Consider the following 18867-nt stretch of genomic DNA (forward strand, 5'->3'; position numbering starts at 1 on the left):
GGGTACGTCACTGTCAGTGGCTCTGCGTAGGGTTCACGTCATCCGCGGACTCCGCGGCAACAGGGGACAGTTCGAGAGGGGAATCAGCGCGTGACCGTCAACATGACCAAGGGTCAGGCCATCAGTCTGCAGAAGAACGACGGCGGCAGCCTGACTTCGGTGCGCATGGGTCTCGGCTGGCAGGCGGCTCCCCGGCGCGGCCTGTTCGGCTCGCGCACCCGGGAGATCGACCTCGACGCCTCCGCCGTACTGTTCGCGGACAAGCAGCCGGTCGACGTCGTCTTCTTCCGCCATCTGGTGAGCGACGACGGCTCGGTGCGGCACACCGGTGACAACCTGGTCGGCGGTGTCGGCCAGGGCGGCGACGACGAGGCGATCCTCGTCGACCTCGCGCGTGTCCCGGTCCACATCGACCAGATCGTCTTCACCGTGAACTCCTTCACGGGCCAGACCTTCCAGGAGGTGCAGAACGCGTTCTGCCGCATCGTCGACGAGACCAACGGCGAGGAGCTCGCCCGCTACACGCTCGCCGGCGGCGGTGCCTATACGGCCCAGATCATGGCGAAGGTGCACCGCAGCGGCCCGGGCTGGACGATGACGGCCCTGGGCACCCAGGCCAACGGCCGTACCTTCCAGGACCTGATGCCGGCGATCCTGCCGCACCTGTAACGCGCCCGGCGGGCAGCACACAACACGATGAAGCACAGGGGGACGCAGGCATGACGGCCGAGCTGGTGCGGGGGCAGAACCACCCGCTCTCCCAGGCCCGCCTCGAGATCCGGGTCTCGGCCGACAAGCCGATCGTCGCCGGAGCCACGCTCAGCGACGAGCGCGGAAAGGTGCAGGGCGTCGAGTGGGTGGCCCACCCGGGCACACCCACCCTGCCGGGCCTGGAGGTCTCCCGGCAGGCGGCCGCCGACCATCGCCTCGCGGTGGACCTCGGCGCCATGCCGGAGGCCGTGCACCGGGTCAGTGTGCTGCTCGCCCTGCCCTGCGGGGTGGGAGGCCCGGTCCAGTTCGGCGCCGTGGCCGCCCCCTTCGTCGCGGTCACCGGCCTCGACGGCACCGAGATCGCCAGCTACACCATCACCGGCCTGGAGGCCGAGTCAGCAGTCGTCGCCCTGGAGCTGTACCGCAGGCAGGGCGCCTGGAAGATGCGTGCCGTCGGCCAGGGGTACGCCGGCGGCCTCGCCGAGCTTCTCGCCGACCAGGGCCTGCCCCAGGCCCACCAGCTCGCCGGTGGCATCAACGAGGCGGTGGCCCAGGGCGTGGCCCGCTCGGTGCAGGCACCGCGCACCTCGGACGGCGACCGCTCCCGGCAGGCGGCCGCACCGGCCCTCGGCCCGGACCAGACCGGCTCTCCGTACGGCGCTCAGGGCGCCCCGGAGCCCCGGCAGGGCTACCCCACCGGATCGGCGGACCCCTCGGCCGCCACCCAGCCATCCGCGTCCGGCGCCGGCGGCCCGATCGACTACAGCCATCCACGCCGGCAGAACGCGGCTCCGCCCCCGCCCCCGCCGAGCGCACCCCCGGCCCAGCCGGGGCAGCCCGCCCGGCCCGTCGCGGGTGACGCGACCGGCTGGTCGATGGAGGAGCGGCTCTACAACCAGGTCTGGGGCATGTTCGAGGACCTGGCCCGCACCACGGCCGCCTACCGCAGTGCCGTCGACTTCGCCGACTCGCGGATGGAGAAGGAACTCGACCAGGTCCTGTCCGACCCGCGCAGCCGGATCGGGGGACAGGGTGACGCCGCGCGGGAGACCGCACGGGCCAAGCACACTCAGCTCGTCGACCAGGCCAGGATGGTCCTTGACCGGGACCTCGCCCAGCTCACCGCCGAGATCGAAGTCGTCGAGCCGGCGCTGCCCTTGGCGTTCGCCCGCTGGGACAATCCGGTGTGGCACGGCTACCGGGTGCCGATGGAGATCCCCATGGCCCTGCGCCTCGGCGATCTGCATCTGCCCGAGTGTCCCGAGCTGCGCATACCCATGCTGGTCAGGCTGCCGCTGGAGCGGGGCCTGTGGATCGACAGCGGCCGGTCCGGATCGCTCGACGGTGTGTACAGCGACTCCCATGACCTGCGGCAGTTGGCCATGGAGACAGCGGTGGCGCATGCGGCCCGGCTGCTCGCCGTCTATCCGGCGGGTGAGTTCACCGTGCATGCCATCGACCCCGCCGGTTCGGGAGCACAGGCGCTCGCACCGCTCGTGCAGACCGGCGTGCTCGCGGCGCCGCCCGCCATCGGGGCGGCCGGTGTGTCGGACGTCCTCGCCCGGCTCACTCAACGTGTCGACCTGGTGCAGATGGCGGTGCGCGGCGGCGCGGCCGACTCGCTCCCGCCCGGCCTCGACACCTCCGAGCAACTGCTCATCGTCAATGACTTCCCGCACGGCTTCGACGACCGGGCCGTGACTCAGCTGCGCTACCTCGCGGACGAGGGCCCGGCTGTCGGCGTCCATCTGATGATGGTCGCTGATCGCGAGGAGGCCGCCGGCTACGGCCCGTTGCTCGACCCGCTGTGGCGTTCGCTGATGCGACTCACGCCGGTACCCGACGACCACCTCGCCGACCCGTGGGTCGGCCATGCGTGGACATACGAGCCGTGCCTCGTACCGCACGGCAGCCAGGTGCTCCAGCAGGTGCTCACCCAGGTCGCCATAGCCCGCACCAAGCACAGGTAAAGCCTGTCTGACCAGGGTTTTTGGCCTTTCTTTTGCCAAGCGCTTTACCTTTCCTTGGTGATTGGGGTACTGTTTTTCGTGCGGAGGGGAGTACTCCCTGACTACTGCGGCGTACCCGTCAATACGGATCAGGCCAGATCCCGGGGCGTCGGCCCACTTGGGTGGAAGAGACCTCCGGCAGCGACGACGCTGACATTTGCCGTTACGTACTGCCGGAGGCGCAGTGGATGTTTCCGTGACCCTGTGGGTCCTGACGATCTTGGGGCTTGCCGCCCTGATCGCGGTCGACTTCTTCATCGGCCGCAAGCCGCACGACGTATCCATCAAGGAAGCCGGGATCTGGACGATCGTCTGGATCGTTCTGGCCGGTCTCTTCGGGCTCGGTCTGCTCGTCTTCGGCGGCGGACAGCCCGCCGGTGAGTTCTTCGCCGGGTTCATCACCGAGAAGTCGCTGAGCGTCGACAACCTCTTCGTCTTCGTCCTGATCATGGCGAAGTTCGCCGTGCCCTCGCAGTACCAGCAGCGCGTGCTGCTCGTCGGTGTGCTCATAGCCCTGGTGCTGCGCGCGATATTCATCGCCGCGGGCGCCGCGATCATCGCCAGCTTCGCGTGGGTGTTCTACATCTTCGGCGCCTTCCTGATCTGGACCGCCTGGAAGCTGATCCAGGAGGCCCGGGCCGACGAGGAGGACGAGGAGTTCGAGGAGAACAAGCTCCTCAAGGCCGCCGAGCGTCGCTTCGGTGTGGCCGACCGCTACCACGGCACCAAGCTGTGGATTCAGCAGAACGGCAAGCGGGTCATGACCCCGATGCTGGTCGTGATGCTCGCCATCGGCTCCACCGACGTCCTGTTCGCGCTCGACTCGATCCCCGCGATCTTCGGCCTGACCCAGGACCCGTACATCGTCTTCACGGCCAACGCGTTCGCGCTGATGGGTCTGCGGCAGCTGTACTTCCTCATCGGCGGCCTGCTGAAGAAGCTGGTCCACCTCAGCTACGGCCTGTCGATCATCCTCGGCTTCATCGGCGTCAAGCTGGTGCTGCACGCCCTGCACGAGTCCGGGGTCCACGTCCCCGAGATCTCCATCCCCGTCTCGCTCGGCGTGATCTGCTCGGTCCTCATCGTGACCACGATCACCAGTCTGCGGGCGTCGAAGAAGCAGGCGGCGGCCGAGGAGGCGCAGAAGGAGGCCGAAGGCGCTCCGAAGGCCGACATCGAGGCCTGACCGCTTCGGGCGTAGAAACAACCATCACCGGGAGCGGTGCGCGGCGAATTGCCGGGCACCGCTCCCGGTGCTTGTTTGGGTCTTGAGCGCGTTCCCCGCCCCGGGGACGCCGCGTCCGGGTGGAGGCACCCATGAAGTTCGTGCAGATCATCGGCTTCGAGACCGAGCGCCTTGAGGAAATGGAGCAACAGCTCCAGGAGTTCGCCCAGCGCAACGCGGGCAAGGCCGGCGGCCCCACACACCGCATGCTTCTGAAGGACCGCGACAACCCCCGCCGCTACCTCGCCGTGCTCGAGTTCGACTCGTACGACGACGCCATGCGCAACAGCGAAGACCCCGAGACGACCAAGTTGGCGGAGCAACTGGGCGCGTTGAGCATCGGTGAACGCACCTACACCAACTGCGACGTGCTGGACATGCGCGAGCTCAAGTAGCCCGGCGTCCCCGGACAGGCCCCGCAGGGCCGGAGCGGCGGGGCCCGGACGGCCGGACCGGAATGCGTGGCCTGTTCCGGTCTGCGACGATCACCGCATGATCGCTCGGCTCGGGTCGCTCACGACACAGTGGACGCTCCTCGTGCCGGTGCTCGCCGCGATCCTCCTGATCCTCACCTGGGGGCGAGACCTGCCTGGCGCGGTCGTCGCCGTGGTGACGCTGGTGCTCGCCGGCGCCGTACTGGCCGCCGTCCACCATGCCGAAGTCGTCGCCCACCGGGTCGGGGAACCCTTCGGCTCCCTCGTGCTCGCCGTCGCCGTCACGATCATCGAGGTCGCCCTGATCGTCACCTTGATGGCGGACGGCGGCGACAAGAGTTCCACCCTCGCCCGGGACACGGTCTTCGCGGCCGTGATGATCACCTGCAACGGCATCGTCGGCCTGTGCCTCCTGGTCGCCTCACTCCGTCACGGCACGGCCGTCTTCAACCCCGAAGGCACCGGCGCCGCTCTCGCGACGGTCGCCACGCTGTCCACGCTCAGCCTGGTCCTGCCGACATTCACCACGAGCAGGCCCGGCCCCGAGTTCTCCGGCGTCCAACTGACCTTCGCCGCGCTCTCCTCACTGATCCTGTACGGCCTGTTCGTCGCCACCCAGACCGTGCGGCACCGTGACTACTTCCTCCCGATCACCCGGCAGGGCGAGGTGATCACCGCCGACGAGCACGCGGACGCGCCCTCCGCCCGTGCCGCCGGGATCAGCCTGGGACTGCTCGGCCTCGCTCTGATCGGCGTGGTCGGCCTGGCCAAGGGGGTGTCGCCGACCATCGAGTCCGGCGTTGCCGCCGCCGGACTGCACCACGCCGTCGTGGGTGTGATCATCGCGCTGCTCGTGCTGCTCCCCGAGACCATCGCCGCGCTGCGCTCCGCCCGCCGCGACCGGGTGCAGACCAGCCTGAATCTCGGGCTCGGCTCGGCGATCGCCAGCATCGGCCTGACCATCCCCGCCGTCGCGCTGGCGTCGGTGTGGCTGTCCGGGCCGCTGGTCCTCGGCCTCGGCTCCACCCACATGGTGCTGCTCGCACTGACCGTGGTGGTCAGCTCCCTGACGGTCGTGCCAGGACGGGCCACGCCACTCCAAGGAGGGGTCCATCTGGTGCTGTTCGCGGCGTACTTGGAGCTGGCGATCAATCCATAAGGCAATTCATCGACTCATGGCGCATAGTCGCTTGCGCAAACGCTTGCGCAAGCGATTACGCGCCATCCGTCATCCCGCGGCAGCCTCCGTCGCCACCACCCGTACCGGGCGCGTCTCCGGCAGCAGCGCGAAGCACCCCAGACTGAGCAGTGCGATCCCCGTCAGATACGCGGCCACGCCCCATGGCACACGGCCGCTCTGCTCGGCCAGCGCGGTCGCCACGATCGGCGTCAGCGCGCCGCCGAGAACCCCGCCGAGGTTGTAGCCCACCGCGGCGCCGGTGCAGCGCACCCGCGGCTCGTACAACTCCGGCAGATACGCGGCGATCACGGCGAACATCGTGATGAACGCCAGCATCGCCCCCAGGAAGCCGAGGAACATCAGCAGCGGCGCACCCGTGGCGAGCAGCGCGACCATCGGGAACATCCACAGGGCGGCGGCAGCGCACCCCACCAGGCACAGGGGCCGTCGGCCGCAGCGGTCGCCCAGCAGCGCCGCGACCGGCGTGAGGGCTCCCTTCACCACCACGGCGGCCATGATGCAGGTCAGCATGACGGTACGGCTCACCCCGAGCCGCTCCGTCGCATAGGCGAGCGACCAGGTCGTCACGGCGTAGAAGATCGCGTACCCCACCGCGAGCGCACCGGCGGTCAGCAGGACGAGCCTCCAGTGGTCGCGCACCACCTCCGCGAGCGGCACGCGCGCGTGGTCGTCGATTTCGAGGAAGCTGGGGCTCTCGGTGAGGGAGGAGCGCAGCCACAGCCCCGCCACGGCGAGCACTCCGGCCGCCCAGAACGGGACCCGCCACCCCCAGGTCGCGAACTGCGCGTTGGTCAGCGTCGCCGACAGCGCCAGCATCACGCCATTGGCGAGCAGGAACCCCAGCGCCGGCCCGACCTGCGGAAAGCTCGACCACAGCCCGCGTCGTTCGGCGGGCGCGTGCTCCGCCGTCAGCAGCACGGCCCCGCCCCACTCCCCGCCGAGCCCGAGCCCCTGCAGAAACCGCAGGACGAGGAGCAGCACGGGAGCGGCCACACCGATCGTGTCGTACGTCGGCACGCAGCCGACCGCGACCGTGGAAGCGCCGGTGAGGAGCAGCGACGCGACAAGGACCGGACGTCTGCCGTGCCGGTCCCCGATGTGCCCGAACAGCACCGAGCCGAGCGGCCGGGCGACGAAGCCCACGCCGAACGTTCCGAACGCGGCCAGCGTCCCCGCCACCGGTGAGAAGGTCGGGAAGAACAGCGGCCCCAGGACCAGTGCCGCCGCGGTCCCGTAGACGAAGAAGTCGTAGAACTCGATGGCCGTCCCGGCGAGCGAGGCGGTCGCGAGCCGCAGCATGGAGGGTGCCCTTACGGTGCGTACGTCGTGCATGCCGCGTCAACTACCCACGGTGATCAACGGTTACGGGAGCGCGCGGGGGCGCGGGACGTGCCTCAGTACGTCACCGTGATGCGCCGGGCCGGGCCGTCGACGCGGATCGTGCCTCCGTAGGGGATGACGAGTTGGGGATCGGTGTGTCCGAAGTCCACATCGAAGACCACCGGAAGATCGGGGGCGTACGCCTCCAGCGCCCGCACCACCGCCTCGCGCTGCCCGGCCGCGTAACGCACGCTCTCCTCCGGGCTGTTGGGGTGCTCGAAGGACCAGGTCTTGGGGCGGCCCATCAGGAGCGCGGCGAACCGCTGGAGCAGCCCGCGCTCGCCCATGTTCCGCAGGGTGCGGAAGACCTCGTCGCTGCTCGGCAGATCCTCCGAGGTCTCCAGCAACAGCACTCCGCCGTCGTACTCGGTGAGGTCGTGCGAGATCTCCCGGTCGGCCATCAGCAGCCAGCCGAGGATCTCCAGGCAGCCGCCCCAGCTGCGGCCCTCGACCACCTGGTCGGCGTTCCGCCAGGTCCATCCGGTGCCCGGCCGGGTCTCCGGCTGCGCGTCGAAGGTCGCCGGATCCGCCCAGTCGCGGTCGATGTCCCGCCAGTGCTCGGCGGGCCGCAGTTCATACTCGCCCGAGGTGAACAGCGCTGCCCGCAGGGAGTCGGCGGTCTGCGGGTGCATGGCGCCGGGACGGCCCAGCTCGACCATCACGGACGCGCCGTGGTAGCCGACGATCCCCGTGTTGTGCAGATACGCGAGCAGGTTCGTGTTGTCGCTCATCCCGAAGAACGGCTTCGGGTTCGCCCGGATCAACTCCCGGTCCAGCAGCGGAAGTACGGTGATCTGGTCGTCGCCGCCGATCGAGGCGATGACTGCCTTGATGTCGGGGTCGGAGAAGGCCGCGTGGATGTCGTCGGCGCGCTCCTGGGGCGTCGAGCCCATCGTCCGGGTCGCCGGATACTCGACCGGTTCAAGGCCGAACTCCTTGCGCAGCCGCTCCATGCCCAGTTCGTACGGGCGCGGGAAGAGCCCGGCGAGACCGGCGGACGGCGAGATCACGGCGATACGGTCACCCGGCGACAGCTTGGGCGGGTACGAGATCGTCATCCAGGGAGGGTAGGGCCGGTCGCGCTGTCGGCGCACCGTGATAAACCGGGTCCGAGCAGCGGTCCTCGACGGATCGCCCCACCCGTGACGGACCGGAGGAACCGTGCCCCGCACCCTGGCCAACGCCCCGATCATGATCCTCAACGGCCCCAACCTGAACCTGCTCGGTCAGCGCCAGCCGGAGATCTACGGCTCCGACACCCTCGCCGACATCGAGGCGATGTGCGCCAAGGCGGCGGCAGCGCACGGCGGCACGGTGGACTTCCGGCAGTCCAACCATGAGGGTGAGTTGGTCGACTGGATCCACGAGGCGCGGCTGAACCACTGCGGCATCGTGATCAACCCGGGCGCCTACTCGCACACGTCGGTGGCGATTCTGGACGCACTCAACACCTGTGACGGCATGCCGGTGTTGGAGGTCCACATCTCCAACATCCACCAGCGCGAGTCGTTCCGGCACCACTCGTATGTCTCGCTGCGCGCCAACGGGGTCATCGCGGGCTGCGGAGTCCAGGGGTATGTGTTCGGCGTGGAGCGGGTCGCCGCGCTCGTGGGCGCGGCGCAGACCGAGGCGTAAGTCCCGTCGGCCAGGCGCCTGCCCCTTACCGCCGCCCCGCTTCCACGATCGCGGCACCCCGTGTGAGGCATACGCCGGGGCCGCCGGCCGAGGGCGGGGATCGAAGGACCGGCGGCCCGTGCCACGCAGGAGCCGTCATCCTGCGCGGGGCTGCTTCCAGTTGACTGCGCAACCACGTACGCCGGGAGCGTGCGCAGGGCTCCGGCGCGTGTGAAAGGTTCACACGGGGTGCGCGCGCCCTCCACGCCTGCCCTCACCACCCCCGCGCGTGCCACTCCGGCAGATGTGGTCGCTCCGCGCCAAGGCTCGTGTCGTTGCCGTGCCCCGGGTAGACCCAGGTCTCGTCCGGGAGGGCGTCGAAGATCTTCGTCTCGACGTCGTGGATCAGGCTGGCGAACGCCTTCGGGTCCTTGCGGGTGTTGCCCACGCCGCCCGGGAAGAGGCAGTCGCCGGTGAAGACATGGGGATGTCCGTGCGGGTCGTCGTAGACGAGGGCGATGGAGCCCGGCGTGTGCCCGACCAGGTGGCGCGCGGTGAGCTCCACGTGTCCCACCCGGATGGTGTCGCCGTCGTCGACCAGGACGTCGGTCGGCACGGGGATGCCGTCGGCGTCGTCCCGCCCGGCGTAGGTGCGGGCGCCGGTGGCCGCGACGACCTCGGCGAGCGCCTGCCAGTGGTCCCCGTGCTGATGCGTGGTGACGACGGACGCGATGCCGTCGTCACCGATCATGCCGATCAGCGTCTCCGCGTCGTTGGCGGCGTCGATCAGCAGCTGTTCGTCCGTGGCCCGGCAGCGCAGCAGATAGCAGTTGTTGTCCATCGGACCGACCGCGATCTTGGTGATCATCAGGTCCTTCAGCTCGTGCACCTGCGCCGGGCCGCCGACCGTCACCTCTCCGCTGTACGTCATGGCGGCAGCCTATAGCGGGGAGGTGCCGCAGAACCGACCACGCCCTACAGCGGGGGCAGTGCGGGCAGCGGACCGCCGTCCGCGGTCAGCCCGGAGCCGTCCCGGCGCCCGGCGAGCCAGCCGAGCAGGTCGGGCCGGCTCCCCGTGACGGTGACGTCCGGTGCACCGGACGCCCGGCCCGTGCTCCACACGCGCGTGCCGTTCGTGAGGCGGGTGGGCGGCACGTCGCTGTGGCCCGTGAACCGCGCCGCGAGGAAGTCGATCTCCCGCTCGACGAACTCCTCCGGCAGATCCTCCAGCTCGTACCCGATCCCGAGGTCCACATGGTGCAGCTCCACCTCGACCCACCGCCGGAACGGCACCCGGGACGCCGAGTCGGTCACTCCACCCCGCAGCTCCACCGTGCGTGACCAGTCCGCGGGCACGGCCCCCGCCTCCTGGAAGCGAGCGGCGCTGTCCCGCACATCGGCGAGCTGGACGTCGAGGGGGCGCGGGGCGTCCCGCTCGATGTCGGCGTCCCGCGCCTCTCCGGAGACGTACATGGGCCGGCCCTGGAGCACGTTCACGAGGGCGTCCGCATTGCGGGCGAGGTGGGCGAGGACATGGCCACGGGTCCAGCCGGGAAGCCGTGACGGCTCGGTCACCGCCGCGTCGTCCAGCTTGACGGCTGCGCTGAGCAGTCGTTCCGTCGCGTCACGTACAGACACCAGGTCACGAGCGTGATCAATCATGGTGCTGACCCTAGTCCCGCCACACCTTTGGGTGAAGGTGGTGAACGTGTGCCGTAAATCGAAAGCCCGTGCTATATCGTCGGTGGCGGCGTCGGGCATGCTGGATGGCCCGGGATTGTTATGCCTTCGGGAATCCGACCCGGCGTTGTCAGTGGCTCCCCCTAGTCTGAGAAAGCACGGGGGCCTCGCCCCTGTCACTTCTCTCAAGAAAGGTGCGGACCGGCGTGGCCGACCGTCTCATCGTCCGTGGCGCGCGCGAGCACAATCTCAAGAATGTCTCGCTCGACCTGCCGCGCGACTCGCTCATCGTCTTCACGGGCCTGTCGGGGTCGGGCAAGTCCTCGCTGGCCTTCGACACCATCTTCGCGGAGGGCCAGCGGCGGTACGTGGAGTCGCTGTCCTCGTACGCCCGCCAGTTCCTCGGGCAGATGGACAAGCCGGACGTCGACTTCATCGAGGGCCTGTCCCCGGCCGTCTCCATCGACCAGAAGTCGACCTCGCGCAACCCGCGCTCCACGGTCGGCACCATCACCGAGGTCTACGACTATCTGCGCCTGCTCTTCGCCCGCATCGGCAAGCCGCACTGCCCCGAGTGCGGCCGCCCGATCACGCGGCAGTCGCCGCAGGCCATCGTCGACAAGGTCCTGGAGCTGCCGGAGGGGAGCCGCTTCCAGGTGCTGTCGCCGCTGGTGCGCGAGCGCAAGGGCGAGTTCGTCGACCTCTTCGCCGATCTCCAGACCAAGGGCTACTCCCGCGCGCGGGTGGACGGCGAGACCATCCAGCTCTCCAACCCGCCCACGCTGAAGAAGCAGGAGAAGCACACCATCGAGGTGGTCGTCGACCGCCTCACGGTGAAGGACTCCGCCAAGCGCCGCCTCACCGACTCCGTCGAGACCGCGCTCGGCCTCTCCGGCGGCATGGTCGTGCTCGACTTCGTCGACCTCCCCGAGGACGACCCCGAGCGCGAGCGCATGTACTCGGAGCACCTGTACTGCGCGTACGACGACCTGTCCTTCGAGGAGCTGGAGCCCCGCTCTTTCTCCTTCAACTCGCCCTTCGGCGCCTGCCCCGAGTGCACCGGCATCGGCACGCGCATGGAGGTCGACCCCGAGCTGATCGTCCCGGACGAGGACAAGTCCCTCGACGAGGGCGCCATCCACCCCTGGTCGCACGGCCACACCAAGGACTACTTCGGCCGCTTGATCGGCGCCCTCGCGGATGCGTTGGGATTCCGGACGGACATCCCCTTCGCCGGGCTTCCGCAGCGCGCCAAGAAGGCACTGCTGCACGGGCACAAGACGCAGATCGAGGTCCGGTACCGAAACCGGTACGGCCGCGAGCGTGTGTACACGACGCCCTTCGAAGGCGCGGTCCCCTTCGTCAAGCGCCGGCACAGCGAGGCCGAGAGCGACGCCAGCCGTGAGCGCTTCGAGGGCTATATGCGCGAGGTGCCCTGCCCCACCTGTGAGGGCACGCGCCTGAAGCCGATCGTCCTCGCGGTCACGATCATGGAGAAGTCGATCGCGGAGGTCTCCGCGATGTCCATCAGTGACTGCGCCGACTTCCTGGGCGAGCTGAAGCTCAGCGCCCGCGACAAGAAGATCGCCGAGCGCGTGCTGAAGGAGGTCAACGAGCGGCTGCGGTTCCTGGTCGACGTCGGCCTGGACTACCTCTCGCTGAACCGCGCGGCCGGCACGCTCTCCGGCGGCGAGGCCCAGCGCATCCGCCTGGCCACCCAGATCGGCTCCGGTCTCGTCGGCGTCCTGTACGTCCTCGACGAGCCGTCCATCGGCCTGCACCAGCGCGACAACCACCGGCTCATCGAGACCCTCGTCCGGCTGCGCGACATGGGCAACACACTCATCGTCGTCGAGCACGACGAGGACACCATCAAGGTCGCCGACTGGGTCGTCGACATCGGCCCCGGCGCCGGTGAGCACGGCGGCAAGGTCGTGCACAGCGGTTCCCTGAAGGAACTGCTCGACAACCCCGAGTCGCAGACCGGGCAGTATCTGTCCGGCAAGAAGTCCATCCCGCTGCCCGACATCCGGCGTCCGCACGACCCGACGCGCCGGCTCACGGTGCACGGCGCCCGCGAGAACAACCTCCAGGACATCGACGTCTCGTTCCCGCTCGGCGTGTTCACCGCCGTCACGGGCGTGTCCGGCTCCGGCAAGTCGACGCTGGTCAACGACATCCTGTACACGCACCTGGCCCGCGAGCTCAACGGAGCCCGCAGCGTTCCGGGGCGGCACACGCGCGTGGACGGTGACGACCTCGTCGACAAGGTCGTACACGTCGACCAGTCGCCCATCGGCCGCACCCCGCGGTCGAACCCGGCGACGTACACCGGCGTCTTCGACCACGTCCGCAAGCTGTTCGCCGAGACGACCGAGGCGAAGGTCCGCGGCTACCAGCCCGGCCGCTTCTCGTTCAACGTCAAGGGCGGCCGCTGCGAGAACTGCGCGGGCGACGGCACGATCAAGATCGAGATGAACTTCCTCCCGGACGTGTACGTCCCGTGCGAGGTCTGCCACGGCGCCCGCTACAACCGGGAAACCCTGGAGGTCCACTACAAGGGCAAGTCCATCGCCGAGGTCCTGAACATGCCGATCGAGGAGGCCCTGCACTTCTTCGAGGCCGTCCCCGCGATCGCCCGCCACCTCAGGACACTGCACGACGTCGGTCTCGGGTACGTCCGTCTCGGCCAGTCCGCGACCACCCTGTCCGGCGGTGAGGCCCAGCGCGTGAAGCTCGCCAGCGAGCTCCAGAAGCGTTCCACCGGACGCACGGTCTACGTCCTGGACGAGCCGACGACGGGTCTGCACTTCGAGGACATCAGCAAGTTGCTGACAGTGCTGGGCGGCCTGGTCGACAAGGGCAACACCGTCATCGTCATCGAGCACAACCTCGACGTGATCAAGACGGCCGACTGGGTTGTCGACATGGGCCCCGAGGGCGGCGCGGGCGGCGGTCTCGTCGTCGCCGAGGGCACGCCCGAGGAGGTCGCCGGAGTTCCCACCAGCCACACGGGCAAGTTCCTGCAGGCGATCCTCGGCGCCGACCGCATCAGCGACGCGGCCGACGTCACGGCTCCGAGCAGGGCGGCGGCCAAAAGGACGGTCGCGGCCAAGTCGACCACCAAGAAGACGACCACGGCCAGGACCGCCAACAACACTGCGACCAAGAAAGCGGCCGGCGCCACCAAGAAGGCCGCGCCCGCGAAGAAGACCACTCGGGCCCGCAAGGCCTGAGCGGACTCACCGGTGCCGCCCGGCTCTCCGCCGGGCGGCATCACGCCGGAAGCCTCTACAGATCACCCAGCTCAGAGGCGTACGGCGGCTCCGCCCCCGCCCGTGAGCAGGTGATCGCCGCCGCGCGCGCCGCGAACCGCAGCAGTCGGGTCCAGCCCTCGGCGCCCAGCTTCGTGAGCGCCTCCGGAGACAGGGCGTCCCACGCGGACAGGCCGTGCAACAGGGCCGCGTTCACGGTGTCGCCGGCGCCGATCGTGTCGACGACGTCGACCACCTCGCCCGGCACGGAGTGCACCGAGCCGTCCCGGGTGAAGGCGGTCAGCCCGTCGCCGCCCTGCGTGATCACGACCGCCGAGGGCCCCGCGGCCAGCCACTCGCGCGGGGTGCCGCCCAGCCACAAGGCGTCCTCCTCGGAGAGCTTGAGCAGCGACACCGAAGGCAGCCAGCTCTTGAAGCGGGCGCGATAGGCGTCCGCATCAGGGATCAGTCCGGCGCGGATGTTCGGGTCGAGCGCGGTGAACACGCCCTGCGCGGAGGCGGTGCGCATCAGCTCCTCGTACGCGGTCGCGCCCGGCTCCAGGACGAGCGAGCAGGTGCCGAAGGACACCGCGCGGGCCGCCTCGGGGAGCCGGTCGGGCACGGCGAAGAGGCGGTCGGCGGTGCCCTCGACGTAGAAGGAGTAGGCGGCCGAGCCGTTCCCGTCGATCGTGGCGACCGCGAGGGTGGTCGGCTCGGTGCCGCGCTGCACGGCCGACACGTCCACGCCGGCCTGCCGCAGCCCGTCGAGCAGCGCCTCGCCGAAGGCGTCGTACGACGTCCGGGAGCAGAAGGCGGTGGGGGAGCCGAGGCGGCCGAGGGCGACCGCCGTGTTGTAGGGGCCGCCGCCGAGCGCCGGCTTCAGGCCCGCGAGGGCGCCCCGGCTCTGCGGTACCAGGTCGATCAGGGCCTCACCGGCGACGACGATCACGAGACGGTTCCTTTCGCGGGTGTGCGGGGCTGTCCGGGCTGCTCGGCGCAGCCGCACGAGGTGCGGTGGACGAAGGTGCAGTCGAGCCGTACGGTCCGGGCGGGCCGGTCCGGCGAGGCGAGGCGGTCCAGCAGCACCCGGACCGCCTGGGCGCCGATCTCCCTGCTGGGCTGGGCGATCGCGGTGAGCCGGGGCGAGAACAGATCCGCCCAGGCGAAGTCGTCGAAGCAGCACAGCGCGATGTCGTCGGGCACGGACCGGCCGTGGGCGCGCAGCGCGCGCAGGGCGCCGAGCGTCATCGTGTTGTTGGCGGTGACCAGCGCGCTGGGCGGTGCGCCGAGGGAGAGCAGGGCAGCGGTGGCCCGCTCGGCGCCAGCCGACTCGGAGTCGCCGTGCACGACGAGGCGTTCGTCGTACGGGAGCCCGGCGGCGGCGAGGCCGTGCCGGTAGCCGGTGATCCGCTCGGCGGTGGTGCTGAGCCCGGGCAGGCCCGCGACCAGGCCGATACGCCGATGCCCCAGCTCGGCGAGATGGCTGACCAACCGCGTCGTCGGTGCCGCACTCTCGGCGCAGACCTGGTCGAAGCGCGGCGCCCCGTCCGCGTCGACCACCCGGTCGAGGAGCACGGTGGGTACGGCGTGTCGGTCGAGGTACGCGAGGAGTTCACGCGGGTCCGCGGAGGGGGCGACGATCATGCCGTCCACGCGTCGCTCGTGCAGGAGTTGGACGACCTTGCGCTCGTGGCCGGGGTCGTCGTGGGGGTCGGCGATGAGCAGGCTGTAGCCGCGTTCCAGGGCGCCGGCCTCGACACCCTGGAGAATCTCCGTGAAGTACGGGTTGCTGATCGCCGACACCGCGAGCCCGATCGAGCGCGTACGGGACGTGACCAGCGAGCGGGCGAGGGTGTTCGGCGTGTAGCCGAGCTCCTCTATGGCGTCCAGGACCGCCTGACGGGTGTGGGGTAGCACCGGCCGGGTGTCGTTCAGCACGTGCGAGACGGTCGCCACGGACACGCCGGCGCTCCGTGCGACATCGGCCATGGTCGGCACTTCCCGTTCCCCTCCCCGAGCCCGCGCGGGCCCTCCGACCGGGAAGGTATCCCATCCGCCGACAGACGTAAACGCTTGCGCAAACGCTTACGCGCAAACCGCACGACAGCCCGCGCCGACCGAACCTCGGCCCCAGCACAGACCGCCCTCGGCCCCGTCACAGACCGCCCTCGGCCCCAGCACAGCCCGCCCTCAGCCCTGCCCCCTCACTCCCAGTCCCACCCGATCCCCACCATCCCCGTCCGCACCCGCGGCTCGACGATGTGCACCGAGTGGTGCCGTCCGCTGAGCGCCAGCTCCTGGCGGCCGCTGCGGGGGGCGGCCGGCGAGTGCTGATGGAACCGGTGGCAGCGCACCGGCAGGGCGTGTTCGTCGAACCGCACCTGAAGGGCGTACTGGCCGCCCGCAGGCCCGGACCCGCGGACGTACTCGCGGGACACACCGGCGGTGCCGTCCTCGACGCCGTACCGGAAGAGGAAGGTGTCGCCGGCTCGCAGCCGGGTGTCGAAGAGCAGCTCGGCCACCAGCACGCCCGTGGCGTGATCCCAACGGACGCGCCCCGTGCGGCAGTTCTCCAGGGCGTGCACGGTCATGCGCTCCGGAGCGCACCCTTCGTCGCCGTGGTGGACGGCGAAGAAGCGGTCGACGCCGTCCCGGTGGGCGCGCACGATGTGGTGCGACTCGCGGCCCTGGAGTTCGCGGTGCGCCCCGATCCGTACCCGCTCGTGGTGCCCGAGCGCATGCAGCCCGCCCTCGGATCGCGCATCGAGGTCTGCCAGCAGCCGCTCCAGGACGCCCGAAGCCTCGACGAACGAGCGGTAGGAGCGACCGGCGGACCGCTGCCCGGCGGAGGGTTCGTCGGAGTCGGCGAGCAGCCGGATCAGGGACTCCTCCGGCAGCCCGAGGATCTCCTCCAGCGCCCGCACGGCCCGCAGCGACTCGGGGCGCTGCGGGCGCCGTGCCCCCTGCTGCCAGTAACTCAGGCTCGTCACACCGACCTTGACGCCGTAGCGGGACAGATGGTGCTGCACGCGCTGCAGCGGCAGTCCACGGGCGGCGATCGCGGCGCGCAGCGCGACGTGGAACGGGCCGCCTCGCAGGGCCGTGTCCAGTTCGGCGGCGGCGACGTCCGCGGCTTGGGTGGCGTGCGGCATGCAGGGGCCTTTCTGTCGAATGTTCAACGGCTGGTCAGACCGTTCGCGCAACTGTCAGGGGCCACCCCCGTCGGCGCCGGGGAAGTCTTCACATCCGTACGCCTGCGTTCACGGCCCCGAGTTCCCCCGCATTGAAGCGTGTTGACCAGGTCCCGACAACACCTCATGCGGAACGGAGGTGCGGTCCCGGCCGTGCCGCCGTCCCCGAGGTCAAGTCGGCGCGCCGGAGCCGCCGTTGCCGAGAACCTCCTGGATCGCGCGGGCGGACAGCGCGGACTTGTGCAGGAACCCGCGCGCGGGGCTGGCCGCGATGAGCTCCTGGAAGTCCTCCCGGAAGTGGGTCGAGACCAGGATCACCGCGGGTACCCTGCCGGTCAGCAGCCGGGCCACGTCGAAGCCGTTCTCGCCGTCGAGGTCGAGATCGACCAGCGCGACGTCCGGTGCCGCCTGCTGGGCCAGCGTGAGCGCCTCAGCGCCCGTCGTGGCGAGACCGACGACCCGTACACCACCCCGCTCCAGCAAGGCGCGTGCGGCCTCCAGGAACCGGGCGCTGTCATCGACAAGGAGACAGCGCAAGGTCATGGGCCCAGATTGCCAAGCAAGGGGCGGCTGCGCCTTCCTGCTAGCCGGAAAGTGCTGAAGTCCTGTGCCGGAAGAGAGGTTCGGACTCACCCAGCGCAGTCGCCCGCCGACCGGCGGTAGCATGTCGGCACCCTGGGGAGGCCCGTGTCGCCCGGTGAGGGGGTGCGTCATGAACGCCACGAAGGTGTCGCACGAAAGCACGGGCACGCGCGCGTGGCCCGGCGTCCGCCGGGTCCGGGGTGTCCTGGTCCCGGGGACGTTGTGCGCCGCGCTGCTGCTGGCCTCCTGCGACAACGGAGGCGGTGGCACGTCGGATGACGGGCGCTCGGCGCGCAAGGACACCACCTGTGACGGGAAGATCGACGGGACCGTGCACCTCAGGGTGTGGTTCCACGCCGGCCCGAGCGGTGAGCTCAGCACACTGAAGGCGCAGGTTCGCGAGTTCAACAAGGCGCAGCGGCAGGTGCGGGTCGAGCTGGTCACGCTGCCCGAGAACCGCCCGTACACCGACCTGGTGCTGTCCGCCGCGGCCAGCGGCGACCTGCCCGACCTGCTCGACTTCGACGGGCCGAACCTGTACAGCTATGCCTGGTCGGGCAAGCTCAAGCCGATCGACTCCTGCGTCCCCGACAGCGTCCGTGACGATCTGCTGCCCTCGATCCGAAGACAGGGCAGCTACGCGGGCCGGTTGTGGGGCGTCGGCACCTTCGACTCGGGCCTCGGGCTGTTCGTGCGTACGTCGGCTCTCAAGGAAGCCGGGGCGCGCATCCCGACCGGCCCTGACGACGCCTGGACGGCCACCGAACTCACCGGCATCCTCCGGAAACTCCGTGAGCAGGGCTACAAGGCCCCGCTCGACCTCCGGCTCGTCGACTCGTCACCGGGCGAGGAGTGGAACACGTACGGCTTCGCGCCCGCCGTGTGGTCGGCGGGCGGCGACCTCATCGACCCCCGGCGCGGAGGCACGGCCGACGGCCACGTGAACGGGCCGGAGTCGGTCAAGGCGCTGACCACGATGCAGAACTGGGTCGAGGAAGGGCTCGTCGACATGGTCGAGGACGACCGGGCGTTCGTGACGGGCCGCAGCGCGATCAGCTGGGGCGGGCACTGGGTGTACGGGGAGTTCGACAAGGCGTTTCCCGGTGACGTCACGATCGTTCCGCTGCCCGACTTCGGCTCGGGCACCGTGACCGGCATGGGCTCCTGGCAGTGGGGCATCCCCGCGGGCGCCGCCGAAGGTGACGCGGCCTGGCGGTTCCTCTCGTTCCTGCTCGAGCCCGCGCAGGTGCACCGGATGAGCGTGGCCAACGGGGCGATCCCGGCCACGAACAGCGCCCTGAAGCTCTCCACGACGTACGCACCCGGCGGCGCCGAACGCCTGTTCCTCGAGCAGTTGCGGGGAGGATTCGCCCGCCCCCGGCCGCAGACGCCCGCCTATCCGACGATCACGGACGCCTTCTCCCGGGCCTTCGCGAAGATCATGCTCGACGGGGCTCCCGTCAAGTCCACCCTGGACGCGGCGGCCAAGCGGATCGACGAGGACCTGGCCGCGCACGACGGCTATCCGACGAAGGGGCCGTAGACCGCCCATGCCGCCCGTAGGGCGCGCGCCCGTGGACGGCCGC

The 18867-nt window shown here is 70.2% G+C and carries 16 protein-coding genes; 8 read left to right on the plus strand and 8 right to left on the minus strand.

Features of this window, described 5'->3' with window-relative positions; genetic code table 11:
* Positions 1-90 precede the first annotated feature (90 nt).
* From ACTWQO_RS21030 to ACTWQO_RS21050, 5 genes are all read left to right on the plus strand, one after another.
* Positions 91-669: a TerD family protein gene (locus ACTWQO_RS21030; protein WP_443238856.1), complete on the plus strand. Its 579-nt coding sequence runs from the start codon at positions 91-93 to the stop codon at positions 667-669.
* A 50-nt stretch (positions 670-719) separates the two neighbouring features.
* Positions 720-2681 (plus strand): TerD family protein, encoded by a 1962-nt coding sequence (locus tag ACTWQO_RS21035; protein ID WP_443238857.1) that lies wholly within the window; start codon positions 720-722, stop codon positions 2679-2681.
* A gap of 223 nt (positions 2682-2904) precedes the next feature.
* Positions 2905-3906 carry a TerC/Alx family metal homeostasis membrane protein gene (locus tag ACTWQO_RS21040; protein WP_443238858.1) on the plus strand — a complete coding sequence of 334 codons (1002 nt, stop codon included), beginning with the start codon at positions 2905-2907 and terminating at the stop codon, positions 3904-3906.
* Positions 3907-4037: 131 nt separating this feature from the next.
* On the plus strand, positions 4038-4340 hold the full coding sequence (locus ACTWQO_RS21045) for a hypothetical protein (RefSeq protein ID WP_443238859.1): 303 nt from the start codon (positions 4038-4040) through the stop codon (positions 4338-4340).
* Positions 4341-4437: 97 nt separating this feature from the next.
* Entirely contained in the window at positions 4438-5538 is a 1101-nt protein-coding gene (locus tag ACTWQO_RS21050; protein WP_443238860.1) for a calcium:proton antiporter, read from the plus strand.
* Positions 5539-5607: 69 nt separating this feature from the next.
* Here ACTWQO_RS21050 and ACTWQO_RS21055 read toward each other — a convergent pair whose 3' ends face one another.
* On the minus strand, positions 5608-6912 hold the full coding sequence (locus tag ACTWQO_RS21055) for an MFS transporter (RefSeq protein ID WP_443238861.1): 1305 nt from the start codon (positions 6910-6912) through the stop codon (positions 5608-5610).
* A 62-nt stretch (positions 6913-6974) separates the two neighbouring features.
* A complete protein-coding gene (locus tag ACTWQO_RS21060; RefSeq protein ID WP_443238862.1) occupies positions 6975-8018 on the minus strand; it encodes a S66 family peptidase in 1044 nt (347 codons plus the stop codon).
* A gap of 103 nt (positions 8019-8121) precedes the next feature.
* On the opposite strand from ACTWQO_RS21060, the gene aroQ reads away from it, so the two are divergent.
* Positions 8122-8595 carry a type II 3-dehydroquinate dehydratase gene (aroQ, locus tag ACTWQO_RS21065; RefSeq protein ID WP_301979074.1) on the plus strand — a complete coding sequence of 158 codons (474 nt, stop codon included), beginning with the start codon at positions 8122-8124 and terminating at the stop codon, positions 8593-8595.
* A gap of 253 nt (positions 8596-8848) precedes the next feature.
* Here the strand turns inward: aroQ and ACTWQO_RS21070 are convergent, their stop codons facing one another.
* Together ACTWQO_RS21070 and ACTWQO_RS21075 are read right to left on the minus strand one after the other, a co-directional pair.
* The gene (locus tag ACTWQO_RS21070; protein ID WP_443238863.1) at positions 8849-9505 is read right to left on the minus strand and encodes an MBL fold metallo-hydrolase; all 657 of its coding nucleotides are present in this window, start codon (positions 9503-9505) and stop codon (positions 8849-8851) included.
* Between the two features lie 44 nt (positions 9506-9549).
* A complete protein-coding gene (locus ACTWQO_RS21075) occupies positions 9550-10236 on the minus strand; it encodes a maleylpyruvate isomerase family mycothiol-dependent enzyme (protein WP_443238864.1) in 687 nt (228 codons plus the stop codon).
* 224 nt (positions 10237-10460) lie between these two features.
* Between ACTWQO_RS21075 and uvrA the strand changes: the two genes are divergently transcribed.
* On the plus strand, positions 10461-13490 hold the full coding sequence (gene uvrA, locus ACTWQO_RS21080; RefSeq protein ID WP_443238865.1) for an excinuclease ABC subunit UvrA: 3030 nt from the start codon (positions 10461-10463) through the stop codon (positions 13488-13490).
* Between the two features lie 55 nt (positions 13491-13545).
* Here uvrA and ACTWQO_RS21085 read toward each other — a convergent pair whose 3' ends face one another.
* From ACTWQO_RS21085 to ACTWQO_RS21100, 4 genes are all read right to left on the minus strand, one after another.
* Positions 13546-14457 (minus strand): carbohydrate kinase family protein, encoded by a 912-nt coding sequence (locus ACTWQO_RS21085; RefSeq protein WP_443238866.1) that lies wholly within the window; start codon positions 14455-14457, stop codon positions 13546-13548.
* Positions 14454-15506 carry a LacI family DNA-binding transcriptional regulator gene (locus tag ACTWQO_RS21090; RefSeq protein WP_443238867.1) on the minus strand — a complete coding sequence of 351 codons (1053 nt, stop codon included), beginning with the start codon at positions 15504-15506 and terminating at the stop codon, positions 14454-14456. The genes ACTWQO_RS21085 and ACTWQO_RS21090 overlap by 4 nt, the downstream gene beginning before the upstream one ends.
* A gap of 206 nt (positions 15507-15712) precedes the next feature.
* A complete protein-coding gene (locus ACTWQO_RS21095; protein ID WP_443238868.1) occupies positions 15713-16660 on the minus strand; it encodes a hypothetical protein in 948 nt (315 codons plus the stop codon).
* 210 nt (positions 16661-16870) lie between these two features.
* Positions 16871-17242: a response regulator gene (locus tag ACTWQO_RS21100; protein ID WP_443238869.1), complete on the minus strand. Its 372-nt coding sequence runs from the start codon at positions 17240-17242 to the stop codon at positions 16871-16873.
* Between the two features lie 169 nt (positions 17243-17411).
* On the opposite strand from ACTWQO_RS21100, the gene ACTWQO_RS21105 reads away from it, so the two are divergent.
* Positions 17412-18824, plus strand: a complete 1413-nt coding sequence (locus ACTWQO_RS21105) for an ABC transporter substrate-binding protein (RefSeq protein ID WP_443238870.1) — start codon at positions 17412-17414, stop codon at positions 18822-18824.
* Positions 18825-18867 lie beyond the last annotated feature (43 nt).

The sequence above is a fragment of the Streptomyces sp. 4N124 genome (assembly GCF_052245395.1).
Classification (GTDB): domain Bacteria; phylum Actinomycetota; class Actinomycetes; order Streptomycetales; family Streptomycetaceae; genus Streptomyces.

What these genes read in the sequence shown, in the direction of transcription:
- ACTWQO_RS21060 (WP_443238862.1), bottom strand. Translation starts at nt 8,018, where the DNA reads ATGACGATCTCGTACCCGCCCAAGCTGTCGCCGGGTGACCGTATCGCC.
- ACTWQO_RS21095 (WP_443238868.1), bottom strand. Translation starts at nt 16,660, where the DNA reads ATGCCGCACGCCACCCAAGCCGCGGACGTCGCCGCCGCCGAACTGGAC.
- ACTWQO_RS21105 (WP_443238870.1), top strand. Translation starts at nt 17,412, where the DNA reads ATGAACGCCACGAAGGTGTCGCACGAAAGCACGGGCACGCGCGCGTGG.
- ACTWQO_RS21070 (WP_443238863.1), bottom strand. Translation starts at nt 9,505, where the DNA reads ATGACGTACAGCGGAGAGGTGACGGTCGGCGGCCCGGCGCAGGTGCAC.
- ACTWQO_RS21050 (WP_443238860.1), top strand. Translation starts at nt 4,438, where the DNA reads ATGATCGCTCGGCTCGGGTCGCTCACGACACAGTGGACGCTCCTCGTG.
- ACTWQO_RS21035 (WP_443238857.1), top strand. Translation starts at nt 720, where the DNA reads ATGACGGCCGAGCTGGTGCGGGGGCAGAACCACCCGCTCTCCCAGGCC.
- ACTWQO_RS21075 (WP_443238864.1), bottom strand. Translation starts at nt 10,236, where the DNA reads ATGATTGATCACGCTCGTGACCTGGTGTCTGTACGTGACGCGACGGAA.
- ACTWQO_RS21045 (WP_443238859.1), top strand. Translation starts at nt 4,038, where the DNA reads ATGAAGTTCGTGCAGATCATCGGCTTCGAGACCGAGCGCCTTGAGGAA.
- ACTWQO_RS21100 (WP_443238869.1), bottom strand. Translation starts at nt 17,242, where the DNA reads ATGACCTTGCGCTGTCTCCTTGTCGATGACAGCGCCCGGTTCCTGGAG.
- ACTWQO_RS21055 (WP_443238861.1), bottom strand. Translation starts at nt 6,912, where the DNA reads ATGCACGACGTACGCACCGTAAGGGCACCCTCCATGCTGCGGCTCGCG.